This window comes from Methylocella silvestris BL2, from assembly GCF_000021745.1.
Taxonomy (GTDB): domain Bacteria; phylum Pseudomonadota; class Alphaproteobacteria; order Rhizobiales; family Beijerinckiaceae; genus Methylocapsa; species Methylocapsa silvestris.
In genome coordinates, this window is record NC_011666.1 from 2362770 (window position 1) to 2377408 (window position 14639).

11 protein-coding genes and 1 pseudogene are annotated in these 14639 nt (G+C 60.6%); 8 read left to right on the forward strand and 4 right to left on the reverse strand.

Going from position 1 to position 14639, the window contains the following annotated elements; genetic code table 11:
• The first annotated feature begins 164 nt into the window (after positions 1–164).
• From MSIL_RS11160 to MSIL_RS11180, 5 genes are all read left to right on the forward strand, one after another.
• Positions 165–959, forward strand: coding sequence for an acetoacetate decarboxylase family protein (locus tag MSIL_RS11160; protein ID WP_244406114.1), 795 nt, complete (start codon positions 165–167; stop codon positions 957–959).
• Positions 960–1034: 75 nt separating this feature from the next.
• Complete coding sequence (locus MSIL_RS11165; protein WP_012591192.1) at positions 1035–2753, forward strand: ubiquinone-dependent pyruvate dehydrogenase; 1719 nt, start codon at positions 1035–1037, stop codon at positions 2751–2753.
• Positions 2754–2841: 88 nt separating this feature from the next.
• A complete protein-coding gene (locus MSIL_RS11170; protein ID WP_012591193.1) occupies positions 2842–4260 on the forward strand; it encodes a cytochrome ubiquinol oxidase subunit I in 1419 nt (472 codons plus the stop codon).
• Between the two features lie 3 nt (positions 4261–4263).
• A complete protein-coding gene (cydB, locus tag MSIL_RS11175; protein WP_012591194.1) occupies positions 4264–5271 on the forward strand; it encodes a cytochrome d ubiquinol oxidase subunit II in 1008 nt (335 codons plus the stop codon).
• Between the two features lie 289 nt (positions 5272–5560).
• Positions 5561–6400 carry an alpha/beta fold hydrolase gene (locus tag MSIL_RS11180; RefSeq protein ID WP_083772307.1) on the forward strand — a complete coding sequence of 280 codons (840 nt, stop codon included), beginning with the start codon at positions 5561–5563 and terminating at the stop codon, positions 6398–6400.
• A 65-nt stretch (positions 6401–6465) separates the two neighbouring features.
• Here MSIL_RS11180 and MSIL_RS11185 read toward each other — a convergent pair whose 3' ends face one another.
• Genes MSIL_RS11185 through MSIL_RS11200 form a run of 4 tightly spaced genes read right to left on the reverse strand, consistent with a single transcriptional unit; the run spans position 6466 to position 11311 of the window.
• The gene (locus MSIL_RS11185; RefSeq protein ID WP_012591196.1) at positions 6466–7992 is read right to left on the reverse strand and encodes a TolC family protein; all 1527 of its coding nucleotides are present in this window, start codon (positions 7990–7992) and stop codon (positions 6466–6468) included.
• Positions 7979–9994 carry an FUSC family protein gene (locus MSIL_RS11190; protein WP_012591197.1) on the reverse strand — a complete coding sequence of 672 codons (2016 nt, stop codon included), beginning with the start codon at positions 9992–9994 and terminating at the stop codon, positions 7979–7981. The genes MSIL_RS11185 and MSIL_RS11190 overlap by 14 nt, the downstream gene beginning before the upstream one ends.
• Positions 9975–10973, reverse strand: coding sequence for a multidrug transporter subunit MdtN (gene mdtN, locus MSIL_RS11195; RefSeq protein ID WP_244406115.1), 999 nt, complete (start codon positions 10971–10973; stop codon positions 9975–9977). The genes MSIL_RS11190 and mdtN overlap by 20 nt, the downstream gene beginning before the upstream one ends.
• A gap of 56 nt (positions 10974–11029) precedes the next feature.
• Positions 11030–11311: a hypothetical protein gene (locus tag MSIL_RS11200; RefSeq protein ID WP_012591199.1), complete on the reverse strand. Its 282-nt coding sequence runs from the start codon at positions 11309–11311 to the stop codon at positions 11030–11032.
• Positions 11312–11729: 418 nt separating this feature from the next.
• Between MSIL_RS11200 and MSIL_RS21335 the strand changes: the two genes are divergently transcribed.
• The 3 genes and pseudogenes from MSIL_RS21335 to MSIL_RS21340 all read left to right on the forward strand — a co-directional run bounded on the left by MSIL_RS21335 (position 11730) and on the right by MSIL_RS21340 (position 12534).
• A complete protein-coding gene (locus MSIL_RS21335; RefSeq protein WP_041367931.1) occupies positions 11730–11981 on the forward strand; it encodes a transposase in 252 nt (83 codons plus the stop codon).
• Between the two features lie 30 nt (positions 11982–12011).
• A pseudogene (locus tag MSIL_RS21975) lies at positions 12012–12138 on the forward strand (DUF3008 family protein); the annotation flags it as partial.
• A 15-nt stretch (positions 12139–12153) separates the two neighbouring features.
• Entirely contained in the window at positions 12154–12534 is a 381-nt protein-coding gene (locus MSIL_RS21340) for an endonuclease/exonuclease/phosphatase family protein (RefSeq protein ID WP_012591200.1), read from the forward strand.
• Positions 12535–14639: the final 2105 nt, after the last annotated feature.

Consider the following 14639-nt stretch of genomic DNA (forward strand, 5'->3'; position numbering starts at 1 on the left):
GGCTTTTGGGGTACGCCAATCAGCGAATGCTCCGAAAAAGTTTTTCTTTACAAAATTTACCAACGTAAAACTCGCGCTGAGGGCAGTCTGACGCGATCCTTTCATGAGCGACCAAACGAACGTAAGTGGCTCGAGGGTCAGGAAGGATTTGTGCGGATATGCTCATGGGCTATACGGTTCCGCTCAGCCCGCAAGGACGTTCAGAGCTAACGCCGGCGCCTCCCTGGCACTATTCATGCGACTGCATTGCCATCGAGTATTGGGCCGACCCGCTCGCTGTCGCCGCACTCCTGCCGCCCGGTCTCGCACCAGACGAGAGTTCCCACGGACGCGCTTTTTTCTGGTTCATCGATTGGCAGTTCACAGGCTCCAATGATGAGGTGACCGATCCGGCCCGTTATCAGTACCGAGAGGCTCTCGTGCTCATCGAGGCGCGCCTTGACGGACGGCAGGTCAATCATTGCCCATACTGCTTTGTGAACAATGACGCCGCCATTACGCGCTGCTGGATCCAAGGCTATCCTGCCAAATTGGGCAATATCTTTCAGACTCGAAGCTTCGCTGCGCCAAGTCTTGCCGCCGCACCGATCGTCAGGGGAAGCCGCTTCGGCGCCAGTATTTCGGCGCATGGCGAGCGCATGGCGACCGCCCGCATTCAGCTGGAGGAAAAAATCGATGATGCGCGATCTGTTTTCAGCCGCCCAACCACTATGCGTCGCTACTTCCCAAACTTGGCCGCAAGCCGACGTGAAGGACCTGCCGTCGACGAACTCGTTCTATCCCTGATGGACGATCTGCTATTTACGGATGTCTGGGCTGGATCCGCCGAACTGGCGCTACCCGTCGTAGCAGGCGAGGACATGCACATGATTGCGCCGCTACGGGTTGGTCGCGGCTATCGCTTCGGCATGGCTTACTCCGTGACAGACCTCCCGGTTCTGAAGAACTACATCGCCTAGAGATCCACGAGCCCTGGACACAATGCGGGACATCGTCGGTGTTTCCAACGGCCATCGTCAATAAAAGGTACAGAAATGAGCAAGAAAGTTGCCGACGTATTGGTGGAGACGCTTGTTTCTGCCGGCGTCAAGAACTGCTACGGGATCGTCGGCGACACGATGAACCAGATCGCGCATTCAATCGATCGCAGCAGCATCGATTTCGTGCATATGCGGCATGAAGAAGCAGGCGCTTTCGCTGCCGCCGCTGAGGCGCAGCTGACGGGAGGTCTGGCTGCGTGCGCTGGCACCTGTGGCCCCGGCAGTCTCCATTTCATCAATGGCCTTTACGAGGCCAATCGTAACCGCGCCCCGGTAGTTCTCATTGCGACCCAGATCGTGCGCCGCGACCTTGGCTTCGATTCCATTCAGGAGGTGGATTTCAAGGATGTCTTCAGGGGCTGCAGCGTCTACTGCGACATGATTTTGACCCCGGAGCATGCCCGCCGCAAGACAGTCGCTGCTTGCCAGGCTGCGTTGACGAAACAGGGCGTGGCCGTCCTCGTGGTGCCCGCCGATGTAGCCAATGCCGCAGCCCCCGATGAGCCGCCTTACGCCATTCACACCCGTCGCCCCGTAGTTCGCCCCAGCGACGCCGACCTTGAAGCGATCGCCGCCATCCTGAACTCGAGCGAAGCGATCACCATCTATGCAGGCTCCGGCTGTGAAAACGCACACGACGAAGTCGTGGCGACAGCGGCCAAGTTGAAGGCCCCGATGGCGCACACCTCGCGCGGCAAGGACTTCCTGGAGTACAACAATCCTTACAATGTCGGAATGACCGGCATTATCGGCGGCGCTCCCGGCTATCACGCTGTTCTGGACTGCGACGTCCTGCTGCTGCTTGGCGCAGATTTCGCGTGGGGGCAATTCTACCCGGACAACGCCAGGATTATTCAGATCGACATCAATCCAACTCATCTTGGACGACGCCATCCGGTCGAGATTGGTCTTGTCGGCAGTATCGCGGCGACGCTGGAAGCCCTGCTGCCTCGGATCAGGCAGCATCCCGACAACGCGTTCCTGAAAGCCTGCCTTCATCGTTACGACAAGGAAAAGGCAACAGACAAAGCTGAACGCCCGGAGCATGGCGACGCCGCCATCTCTGGCGTCCATTTGACCAAGGTCATCAACAAATATGCCGCTGAAGACGCGCTGTTTGCCTCCGACGATGGCACGCCGACCGTTTGGATGACCCGCCATATTGACACGGCTGGCAAGCGGCGCACCTTCGCCAGCCTGCTGCATGGCACCATGGCCGGCGGGATGCCGTCGGCGCTCGGACTGCAGAAGTGCCAGCCTGGCCGCCAGGTGATCTCGTTGTCCGGGGATGGCGGGCTCGCCATGCTGTTCGGCGACCTTCTGACAACTGTGCAGGAGAATTTGCCGATCAAGATCGCGGTCTACGACAACGGCAAGCTTGGCTTCGTCGATATCGAGCAAAAGGCGGCGGGACTGGTCCCGGTCTTTACGGATCTCAAGAATCCCGACTTCGGCGCAGTAGCCACGGCGATGGGCTTGTGGGGCGCAAGCATATCGAAAGTCGGCGAGTTGGAGGAGGCGGTGCAGGAATGGCTGGCCCAGAAAGGACCGGCGCTGCTGCATGTGAAGGTTAAACCTATGGAGCTGGTGATGCCCCCCACGCCCTTCGTGCAGCCCGACGCTATCATCGGAATGGCCGTGTACAGCGCGAAGGCGGTGCTGCAGGGCAAAGGGCACGATGTCTGGGAGATGGTGATCGACAACATCCCTTAAAGCGCCGGTGTTTAGCCCTTGCGGGATTTGTGAACTTTCACGCCCCCATTGGCTTTTTCTTTCCGGGACTCAAGAGGGATCCATCCCGATGGATATCACGGCGCTGCTCCTGTCCCGCATCCAGTTCGCGGTAACAATTTCTTTCCATATCATCTTCCCGGCCTTCACGGTCGGGTTAGCCGCGTGGCTGTGCGTGCTGGAAGCGCGATGGCTTGTCACCGGAAGGCCCGTCTATCGACGCCTGTTCGACTTCTGGCGCGGAATCTTCGCGGTCGCGTTTGGGATGGGCGTGGTCTCGGGCATCGTCATGGCGTTCCAGTTCGGCACCAATTGGAGCGAACTCTCCAGAAGAACTGGCGCCATCCAGGGTCCGCTTCTGCTCTATGAAAGTTTCACAGCCTTCGCGCTTGAAGCCAGTTTCTTTGGGGTATTGATGTTTGGCAGGGAGCGCGTGCCAAAATGGTTTTTCTTTTTTTCTTGCGCGATGGTGGCGCTCGGAACGACTTTGTCTTCGTTCTGGATCATGGTCAACAATAGTTGGATGCAATGGCCGGTAGGCTACCAAGAGCTGCCGTCGGGCGTGTTCGAGCCCACCAGTTGGTTCGATATCATCTTCAGCTCCGTGGTGTGGGTGCGATTTCCACACATGTTGCTGGCAGCCTATATCACCTCCTCCTTCTGTATCGCTGCGACCGGGGCGTGGCATCTGCTGCGCGGCGCGTTCAAGGCTGAGGCCGAGATTATGCTGCGCATGTCTCTCGGTTTGGCTGCGGTCCTGGTGCCAGCGCAGATGCTGGTCGGGCATCTCGTCGGCGACTACACACACGATAAGCAGCCAGCCAAGTTCGCAGCCATCGAGGCGCGCTGGAATGACGAGCAGCCCGCTTCCGAAGTTTTGATCGCCTGGCCCAACGAAAAGACCGAATCGAATGACTATGCGATCAGCATCCCCTATCTCGGCAGCCTGATCGGCTCGATGAGCCTGACCGCCAAGGAAGTCGGTCTTAAGAGCTCTCCTCCCGAAGATCGTCCGCCAGTGTTGATTCCCTTCTTCGCCTTTCGAGTAATGGTCGGATGCGGGCTGCTGATGCTCGCGCTCGCATGGTATGGCAGCCTGCAGATCGTTCGTCGACGTATCGAAGGACAACGCGGCCTGCTCATTGCGATCTTTCTTTCCTTTCCGATTGGCTTCATCGCGACGCTGACGGGCTGGTTTACCGCGGAAGTCGGCCGACAGCCCTGGACCGTTTACGGTTTGCTGCGAACCGCGGATGCTGCAACGCCCTTCCTTACCGCGCCGGAGGTTGCCGCAACACTAGCCATCTTCTCCGTCGTCTACAGCGTGATCTTCGCTGCTGGCGCCGCCTTTATCCTTCGCCTGCTTCGCCGCGGCCCAGTGTCACGCCCCATGCCAGAGCCGGGTGAAAGTAACCCAAAACGACCCCTTTCAATTCCCATTGACAGGCCGAGCCTGATTCCCCGCGCCGATCGTCCAACCGAGGGGTAATTTATGACCGAATTCTGGACGGCCGTACTCGCCTTCACCATCCTGCTATACGTGCTGCTCGATGGCTTCGATCTCGGCGTTGGCATGCTGCTTGCGCTGATGCCCAATGATCGCGGCAGGCGCCATATGTTGGCCGCCATAGCGCCGGTCTGGGATGGCAACGAGACGTGGCTGGTTGTGACTGCCACAATCCTGTTTGGCGTGTTCCCGCTGGTATACTCAATTCTGCTGTCCGCTTTTTATCTGCCCGTGTTCGTCATGCTGGCCGGATTGATCCTGCGTGGGGTCTCGTTCGAATTTCGTGAAAAGAGCCCGCACCACCGGGCTTTTTGGGATAGTTGTTTCATTCTGGGTTCGCTTGTTGCGTCCTTCATCCAGGGAATGATGATCGGCGCGCTGGTCGAGGGTTTGCCGGTCGAGAACGGCCGCTACGCCGGGGGACCCTTCGGGTGGCTCTCATCTTTCGCCCTGCTGTGCGGAGCGGGCCTTTGTGTAGGCTATGCCTTGCTCGGCGCCGGCTGGCTGACTCGAAAGACGACGCAAGACGTGCAGGCTCTCGCCTTTGGCATCCTGCCGAGTCTTCTCGCGGGCGTGCTCGCCTTCCTCGCCATCATCTTCGTCTATTCGCTACTTCTGGATCTTGCTGTCATGCACCGCTGGCGCGAACGGCCGGTGCTCTTCGTGTTTCCGCTGATGGGGATCGCCGCCTGCGTGATCATGGCGGTTTCAATCCGGCGCCGCCGAGAATTGTTGCCGTTTCTCAGCGGCGCCAGTATCTTCGCTGCCGCATTCTTGACCCTGGCTGTTTCGTTCTATCCCTACATGATCCCCTTCTCGGTAACTATTGCGGAGGCAGCGGCGCCGCGGTCAAGTCAAGCATTTATGTTTTGGGGCGCCGGCCTGATTGTTCTCCCAATCACAATCATCTACACACTGGTCGTTTACTTTGTCTTCAAGGGGAAGGTGATCGACCTCGAGTCTTACGACGAGGGGCCGCCTGTTTCCGATTGACGCCCACACGCGCCAACGGCATCCTCCTCGAGCTTTTTCACCAGGCGACGCCGAATCTGTCCAGCTGAGTAGCAATCCACATGAGCTGACCGCCTAGTCACGACCGGCTTTGCCTTAACGGCCTGCTGAGGATGACTAACGGTCGTACCATCGGCCACCGCGCGTCGACGACAGGCTGGCGCTGCCTTCCGGATGGGCATCGGTAGAGCAAAAATGACTGGCTACCTTGGCGCCCAAAGATCAACCTGCGGCTCCGGTCACCCGGAGGAGAACAGGGAGAAGGATTTTGATCATGATGAACAGACGCTTTTTTATGACCAGCCTGGCAGCGGGAGCGGCGACGCTCGTTTACGCTCATGGCGTTGCGAACGCGACTCCGAAGGCCCGAAATGTCGTGCTCGTGCATGGGCTCTTCGCGGACGGGTCGTGCTGGTCCGAGGTGATCCCGCTGCTGCAGGCAAAGGGTCTCAACGTCACCTCGGTACAAAATCCGCTGACGACGCTGCCAGAGGCGGTCGCCGCGGCACAGCGCGTGCTGGATCGGCAGGACGGTTCGACTGTGTTCGTGGGCCATTCCTTCTCGGGAATGATCGTCACCGAGGCCGGCATGCATCCCAACGTTTCGGCGCTTGTTTATGTGGCCGCGCGGGCTCCGGATGCAGGCGAGGACTATCCAGCCCTCGCCAAAAAATACCCGACGCCGCCGGCGTCGGCCGGAATTGTCTTTGACGGCGATGAGGGGCGCCTTAGCGAGGCAGCGTTCCTCCGGGACTTCGCGGGAGACATTCCGGAGGCTAAGGCCAAGGTGCTCTATGCTGTGCAGGAGCCGTTTCAGAAAGCGCTGCTGACCGGCAAGACCGAACATGCCGCTTGGCGGTCTAAGCCGAGCTTCTACGCGGTCTCAACGGAGGATCGCACAATCGATCCAGACCTCGAGCGATTTATGGCCAAGCGGATGGGCGCCAAGACCATCGAAGTGAAGTCCAGCCATCTCTCCATGATTTCGCATCCTGACGCGATTGCGAACCTGATCCTGGAAGCCGCCGGCCATCCAACTGAGCGGGGGCCTCATTCGGCGGCCAGCGGTTTCCGGCGAAAGGCGGCGTGGCTCAGATGGCTAAGAGGATAGGACAAGGGATGCCTGTCCCGATTGGCGGCTAGCCCGAAGCCTTGCTCATGCTCCGGACTGCCGCGCTACCGTGGCGCGGCGCCGAGCGCCCCGGTTGCGAGCGCCAATGTCGCTGCCGATGTCAGCGCGGCGCTATAGGCATCGGTGGACGCGTTTTGCGCTTGCAGGAGCTGGGTTTGAGCTAGAGTCAGATCAGTGATGGAGCCGACGCCGCTGCGATATGCGGCGAGCGCGGCGTCGAAGGTCGTCCGGGCAGCGGTGGCCAGGCTTTGGGCGGCGCTATAGGCGGAGAGGCCAGTACGCAGCGTGTTCTCTGCGAGCACAATCTGGCGGACCGCCTCCTCTTGCACGCGCGTTAACCGAGCCTCGGCGCTGTCGGCTTCGGCGCGTGCCTGGCCAAGCGCCGCGGCGCGCGTGCCGCCGTCGTAGAGCGGGATCGTCACGCCCGCGAAGACGCTGCCGCCGAGGTTGCTGCCATTGATATTGACGGTCGGCGGCTGCTGACCAGCGGACGGGAGCGCCGTGACCTGGAGGCCCCCGGAGTTATACGTTCCGTTTGCCAAAAGGAACACCTTCGGCATGAACTCGGCTTCTGATGCTCGCACGATAGCAAGGCTCGCTTTTTGGGCAGCGTAGGCGCTCTGAACGTCGGGCCGTCGGGAGAGCGATTGTGCAATAAGGGTCTCCACGGGGGTCGTCATGGATGGGGTAAGCCGTCGTCCCGACACATCGGCGATCCTGATCTTCGTGAGGGGCGAAATCCCCATCGCCGTGAGCAGACCGAAATAGGCGTCCTGGGCGCCGCCGGTTGTCTGAATCACCGCGAGATTGGCCTGCGCCGTTCCCTGTTTTGCCTGCGCCGCCTCGATCACTGTCCCAGTACCTCGCTTGTAGCGATCTTCCGCCGCAGCCTGCACGGCCTTCGCGTTCTTCTGGGATTGAGCGGCCGTTGCAAAGCGGGCCTTGGCGGCGGCGTGCGCGTAGAAAGCTTGGGTCACGGCGTAGATAACTTGCTGATGGGCGGCCGTGAAGGCGATGTTGGAGATCAGCGACGCTTGTTTCGCCGCATCCACGACAGCGCCGCGTTCTCCAAAATCGAATAGAAGCCACTGCAGGGTGACTGCCGAGACGGAGCCTGATGCGGAGCCATTGTTGTTGAAACTGGCGCCGAGCGCAGTCTCGGGCCCGCTGCTGCTCTGATGACCGCCAATGGCGCTCGCGGTGATCCGGGGCAGATAGGCGCTTTGTGCGATTCCGGCGGCAAGCGCTACGCGACGAGCGTCATTCCAGGCGATCCGTGTGGTCGGATTCCTCGATTCGGCAAGGTCAATCAATTCCGAAAGGGAATATTCCTTGATGGGGTCGAAAGTGGGCGCCGCAGGCATGACCGAAATGGCCGGATTGGCGGGCAACAGGTAACCGCCTTTTGCGGCGGAGACGCCGCGTTCGCCGGCGATCATCTCACCGTCCGCCGTGACGGCGGGCGTCCACGGTCGGTCTGGACGCTCCGGCGCCATGTCGACCGCCGACGTCGCGCACCCTGCCAGCAGCAGAGACCACAAAAACGCGATCGCCCCTTCAAGCCTGCGCATGGTCCAGCCTCCCTTCCCGCGCGATTGGCTGCATGATCGTTCGCTCCAGCGTCGTCAGCGGTTCATTGACGAGGCCCCATAAGCCGCGTGAATTGCCCACCGGCATCAAATCGTGATCTGGCGCCGCTTGGCTGCCGCCGGAGTTGGGGACCGATCCGTCCGGCGCAAGCCCGTCCGCCAATCGGTCCAACCGGCGTGCGAAAGCGGCTGACCCGTCCGGACTTCGGTCGGCAGCCAACAGCAGCGGGCCGATGAGAGAGGCAGTTTCTCGAAGCGCCCGCGACCTTTTTTCCAGCCAGTCAGGCGACGGACGGATCGAGCCCGGCTCGAAGGCCAGAAGGCCGAGGTCCCGCTCGACGGCGCCATATGCTGTCAAGCTCCCCGACGCGACGGCCCGCCGGCCGGAGAGACTCGCGGTCTGCGCGAGCGTGCTCAGCCGACGCAACAGGGCCCCGATCGCCGGGTCGATCCGGCGCGCGACGCTGACCGGCCAGACATGGATGAACACCAGAGAGATGACAATGTTGCCGATCAGGATGCCAATCACTCGGTCGCGTGCGGTCTGCATGTCGAAGGCCGGCGCCGGGCCCTGGATAACGCAGAGGAAGAAAGCGAACGCGATCTGAAATCCGGCATAGGAAATCCGCGGACTGCCGCCCGCGACCCAGGCCGCGCCGAAAGCGCCGAAGAACACCAGCGCCATCAGCGAGCCGATCGATGTGAGCGACGCGATGACAAAGACGATTGCGGCAATGCCGATTGCAGCCCCCAGGACACAACCCAAGATACGCAGCGTGAGCTTCTCGACGGTTTCGGCCGTAGTCGGCAGCGCGACGATGTAACAGGTGAGGAAGCTGGTATGGATGCCCGGCCAGTCAAGCATGAGATAGAGGCCGTAGCAAAACATCGCCGCGGCTGTGGTCTTCAACGCATATTGCACATGCTCCGGATTTGAGAACGCATCCCCCAGGAAAAAACCTCCATCTGGCTTTGCTGCGGGATTTTCTGACGGAATCGACGGTGATGGCTCGGCGAACCGAGTCAGCGCGTCACGCAGATCGGCCAGCAGGGCAGCTGCGACTGCCGGCAGCTTTTCTTCGTCTTCCGTCGCGTCGAATACGATCTCCTCCGGATAGCCGCCCAACCGCAGGATCGACGCCATCTCGTCGAGAAGGTGCGCTATGCGATATCGAAGGTTCAAAGGCAGCAGGGCTTCTGAACCTTGCGTGACAAGGTCAACCAGCAGGAGGATGGCGGTGGTCGAGTCCATGGCTTGCCGAAGGGCGGCTATGTCGCTCGGACGCGACGTTTTCTCAGCTGCCGCAAGCTTTAGCCAAGCCGGTACTTCTGCCGGGCCTTCCAATAGATTGGCGCTGAATGCGGCGCGGGTGGCGGCATCCGGAGACCGCAACATTGCCGCGCAAAGCTCCAGCCGCTCACCAAGAGCGCGCTCCGCCAGACGCCGCGGCGCAGGTGCGATCAGGAGGTTCACCGCTATCGACACGCCGGCCGGAATAGCTACAAACAGCCAGGCATAAAGAAGGGCGCGGGTTGCGACCTCGCCAGAGTGATTGGCGCCGAGCAGGTCGAGGGCGTAGCCAGCGATTAGCGCAATGGTCGCGCCGAGCGGTCGCAATTTGCTGGCAGATGTAAGGAAGAGTAAAACGAAAGACAAGATCGCAATGCTGGCGACTCGCCAGACCGGCTGGTCGATTACGAACATCGTGATGACGATAACCAGAGTGATGACCGTCGTCATTACGAGCAGCATAATCATGTTCATGATCAAGCTGGTCGCACGATCCGCACGATTGAGAAAAAAGACGAGATAGACGGTGAGCGCCGCGTCCGGCGTCTGGTAGATTTGGACGACGAGAGTGGTGAGAGCACAGATAAGGGCCTGCCGCGTTGCGAATTCCCGCCTGCCTGGCGAAGGCCCGAGCAGGGCGATGATCTCGTTGAATCGGCCTCCAGTCCGCCGATCATCGACAGGCAGCGCCATGTTTCACCTCGACTACAGCACTGGCGCCGACCCTCATCAGTTCCGGAGGTGGAGCGTCCAGGCGAACTCGCACGGGAAATCGCTGCGCGACCCGTACCCAGTTAAGTGATCGCTCGACATAAGGGACTGCCCGCGGGATATTGATCCGTTCCTGGTCGAGCACCCCAGACCCAATGCCTTGCACGGCGCCCTTGATCGGATGGTTTCGATCAATCATCGAATAGACCGTCGCGCAGTCCCCAACCGCGATCGCGGCGAGATCGAACTCCCGGAAATTGGCGACGGCGAACCACTCCTCAGAGTTAACCAGCGTGAAGAGAGATTGCGATGGTATGACCATCTCTCCGGAAGAGACATTGAGGCCGACAATACGGCCGGCCTGGCTGGCGCGGACGGTGGTGTCCTGAAGCGCACGTTCTGCGATTGCCAGGGCCGACTCTCGCGCACGCACCGCAGCTTCCGCGCCAGCCTCCGTACCGACCGCACGTGCGGCTGCATCTTCCTGCTCACGCGCCTGTTGAAGCGACGTTGCTGCATCACGCGCGGCTGTCTGCGCCTGATCGAGCTGCTGGGTTGGCACGTATCCCTTGGCCGCAAGCGGGCGCAGGCGCTCCACCGTGCGTGTAGCGAGATCGAGATTGGTGATCGCTCGTTGTACCTGATCGGTGGCCACGACAACGGCCGATCGCTCCGTGGAAAGGACCCGCCTCTGTGTATCGAGGGCTGCTCTGGCCAGATCGAGATCTGCCTCGGCTTGGGAAACCGCAAGATGGAAGGGGACCGGATCTATTTGAAACAGCGGATCGCCCTGCGCGACCGTCATGTTCTCGGCGACGGGAATATCGATGATCCTTCCCCCAACGGCCGGGGCGACATGAACGACATCGGCGTCAATCGTCGCATCGTCTGTTGATGGAAAAAGGGCGCGCTGGCGCAGCGCATAACCGCCGGCTACTACGCCGAGTAGAATGATTATCACGGAGATAAGCGTTGCGATGCGACCGTGGCGGCGCTTCGTACCAGCGGCCTGCATTGCTAGCGTCCAAACCAGAAAAGCCAGCAAGCGACGGCGATGACGAGACCTACGGCGATGCAGATGAAGAGTTGATAGGGAAGGACCCCTGACAGTCCTGATATCACCATAAGGATCCGGGCGCCGATCGCGCCAAAAATCCCAAGCAGCGCACAAAACATCCAACCGGGGAAATAAGCGCCAAATAGAATAAACTGCGGCGCGCCCTGCGTTTCGCACCCCCCCAGCGGAAGCATGAGAGCAAGTGCCGCAAACTTCGATGCATATCTGTTATGTTGCTCCATTGTCCCTTACTTCGCGCAGCATGTCGTGGGGCATGAAGGCGAGGCTGAATTCGCGTTGGGTCACTCCGTAATCAACGGGCCGCAAACTGGCATCGGATATCCCGGCGCGCAAAAACAAGGCGCCTCCGTTCCTCCGGGCTGAGAGGAGCAATATGGCCTTTGAGCATATCCGCTCCTGTCCTTCCTGACCGTCGAGGCAATTGCGTTTATTCGCCTCGCTTATCGAAGGATCGCGTCAGATTCCCCGTAGCGCGAGTTTTACGTTGGTAAATTTTGTAAAGAGATCTCCTGAGACCATTTGCCCAAGCAGCGGAAATTTCCTCGGAGCGCATTCTGAAACACGGCGCTTGATGAACGCCGTAGAGGCGGGCGGGCGGCGAGGTAATCGTCGCAGCGGGCAGCGGAGCGGCTCGTTAGAATGACGGTTTCGATCCCGTGCGACTTTGTCGGAAACTTTGATCCAGAGCTTGTCGCCAAATATCAGCGGCATTTTCCCGGTTTAGACTACAAGATTACCTTGATGCGCGGCGGCATGACCCCGCAGGAGATCAGCGTCAATCTTGAGGGCTTCATTGGATCGACTGTGACTGTCGCGGCCTGGAAGAACTTTGTTCGCGAGGCGGCGTTAAAATGGGGAGGCAATTCCATGCCCGCTAAGTCCGCCGCATAACAGAAAGCCGTTGGCGCGCCCCTATCCGCCATACGGGGCGAGACGCCCAAGAGCAAGCTCAAGGGCGCATCGAAGCAGATGGAGAGTTCGATGACGAGCAGCAGCTGAAGATTTTGCACATACCAAGCGAAAGGGAAAGCCTGCGCACATATCCAAACAACCGCCAACCGAGGTGAAGATCGCCAGCTTCAATATCAACAACGTCAACAAGAGACTTCCGAACCTCCTGAGCTGGTTGGCGGCGGAGCGGCCAGACGTCGTCTGCCTTCAGGAATTGAAAGCGGAAGATCAAGCCTTCCCCTTGGCGGCGATTGAAGCGGCCGGCTATCGCGCCGTCTGGCGCATCGCCGGCGACGCCGATCCGGCGGGCGAGGGCCCGGCGGCCATTCTGATCAACCGGGCGCAGCAAGCCGGGATCGACGCGATCACGCTGTCGCCCCGTCTCGGAGACTTCAACCAAGACCAGCGCCTTCTCGGCGTCGATGCGCTCAGGGCAGCGTCGGGATTCAGATCGCGCCAAACGACGTTGCGCTTCATGGGGCTGGCGGCGTAGACCGGAACGGGAAAATGGGGTCAGCGCTGCCGCCGGGACCCCCATCGCGTCCGTGTTTGTCACTTGCCCCCGCCATCGAAGAGTACCGCGCCCTCGTCCTTCTCAAGAGGGCGATCGGGCGGCAAACGGCTCGACCCTGCGATGGCTGCGTCCGATTCTTTTCCCGCCGGCGCAGACCACCCCGCGCGACAGGTCGCGCAGGAACCCGATCGCCGCCTTTGCATCGCCAAGCAAAATAATCGGGCTTCGCCATCCTCCGCTGTCGCTTTGGCCCTCCGCTTCGCTGCGGGTGCAGGGCGGGTCCGCTTGGCCAGCCTTTCGTCGCCACGAAGGCCGCGATGGGCGCCGCCAATCCGACGAGGGAAAGCCTCGATGACCAGCGATCACGACAACTCCAGCGATGAGCCGCATGCCTCCCCGACCGACCGCGTCCTCACCGAACTCCAGCTTTATGGCTATCGTCCCTTCCAGGACGAGGCCTGATCCGAAACCGCTGCCCGAAGGCCAGATCATCGCCGCCCGCATCGCCGATATCTTCGACGCCTCGTCCCTCAACAAGAGCCGCGCGCAAGTTCATTGGGCATTTCCTTCGGCGAGAGCGGCTGTAGCGATCGCGTAACGGCTATAAGCGGCAAGGGCGCGCTCAACGTCCTCGCGCCAGCCGGCCACGGTTTCGTCGGCGACATAATAATCGTCGGGTTGACGACATAAGCCGATACGCCGTTGAATTTCCTCTCAAGGTCCGCCTGGCCGCGGCGAAGGGCGTCTCCCGCCGCAAGCGCCTGCTCCAACAAAAGGGTGAAAGCGGTTATGCGCTACACCTGCGCCTGATTGAGCCCCGCCCATTCCCCGGCCTGCGCCGCCCCGGTTTATTTGGCCAGTTCTTTGCTGTGCGCGATCTAGTCGCGCTTGGCTTTCGCACGCTCGACTGCCCGAGCGGCCGAGGTGGGCCACGGCCGCCTCGAGGTGGCCGCCCCAGTTTGGCAGGCGCGGCGGGCAAGGTCTCGTTTCAGTCTGGACTGGTGAGGCGGCGGCGTCTCGCCGGTCGGGGGACGCGGATTGCGCATGGCCGAAGTTGGCGTTGGCGCTCGCGCCACAGGCTGGCGAATTCAGCCCTTAGGGACCGCGCCTCTGCCGCTTCGGCTTCGGCGCGGAGCGCTGGCTCGGCGCGCAAGGTGCGTTCAAGGCGTCGCCTGAGGCGGATTATGTCTGCGTCGATATTGCTGATTTCGTCCCCGGCCGCGCCGGCGGCGAGCAGCGTGGCGCGGCGAGCTGAGAGCGCGTCCAGGATCTCGGCGGCTTCGATGCGCTGGCGGACGAGCCGCTTTACCTCAGCGAAAAGGGGATGCGCGTTGCTCGCCGCGAACTGGCGGTGGAAGCGAAAGAATCGAAAAGCTCGGATGCGATCCGTCTTCGAGCTGAAAGGTGATTTCATCTTGACAGGATATTATGATCGCGATCTCTACGCAAACGGAGGCGCTGGTTGGCTACGTTTGCATGCGTATTACTTGTAAATTATTTTGCACTAGTTGTGGAGAGCTTGCTCGAATGCCGCGAAGCGCCCGCTAGCGAGGACGCTCCATAGGCGCATCGCCGCTTCGAAGCGTCGCGCGCAGAGCGGAAGTCCGAGGGATTCCGCGACAAAGCGGGCTTCGCGACAGACGTTCTATTTTCAATCGTTCTATAAAAAAACTTTTAAGAATATCGCGGGATTTTTCGGAGCATTGAGTCACCGGTCTCCGGCGTGCACGCCCCAAGGTTTTAGTACCCCCCGGTCCCTCCGTCTGTGACCATCGGCGTCAACAACGGCGCGCCGCCATGTTGTGGGTGTGTAGGCGATAAGACCTTTGGTTTTCTTTATCCTCCCGACCCTCCCGTTTTCGGCAGGATAGGGAGTTCTACAAGTCTTTGATTTAATTAAAGACGGGAGGATACGGGAGCAACGGGAGGTTATTTCATATGAGATTTACAATGCGGGCGCGCGCGCACGCGCGCACATATGTGGGGGTACGCAAAACCCTCCCGTTCCTCCCGCATCCTCCCGTTCGGCGATATTTCAAACACTTGCCGCGTCGACTATCCTCCCGAAAACGGGAGGGACGGGA

What these genes read in the sequence shown, in the direction of transcription:
- MSIL_RS11160 (WP_244406114.1), top strand. Translation starts at nt 165, where the DNA reads ATGGGCTATACGGTTCCGCTCAGCCCGCAAGGACGTTCAGAGCTAACG.
- MSIL_RS11165 (WP_012591192.1), top strand. Translation starts at nt 1,035, where the DNA reads ATGAGCAAGAAAGTTGCCGACGTATTGGTGGAGACGCTTGTTTCTGCC.
- MSIL_RS11170 (WP_012591193.1), top strand. Translation starts at nt 2,842, where the DNA reads ATGGATATCACGGCGCTGCTCCTGTCCCGCATCCAGTTCGCGGTAACA.
- cydB (WP_012591194.1), top strand. Translation starts at nt 4,264, where the DNA reads ATGACCGAATTCTGGACGGCCGTACTCGCCTTCACCATCCTGCTATAC.
- MSIL_RS11185 (WP_012591196.1), bottom strand. Translation starts at nt 7,992, where the DNA reads ATGCGCAGGCTTGAAGGGGCGATCGCGTTTTTGTGGTCTCTGCTGCTG.
- MSIL_RS11190 (WP_012591197.1), bottom strand. Translation starts at nt 9,994, where the DNA reads ATGGCGCTGCCTGTCGATGATCGGCGGACTGGAGGCCGATTCAACGAG.
- MSIL_RS11200 (WP_012591199.1), bottom strand. Translation starts at nt 11,311, where the DNA reads ATGGAGCAACATAACAGATATGCATCGAAGTTTGCGGCACTTGCTCTC.
- MSIL_RS21335 (WP_041367931.1), top strand. Translation starts at nt 11,730, where the DNA reads ATGACGGTTTCGATCCCGTGCGACTTTGTCGGAAACTTTGATCCAGAG.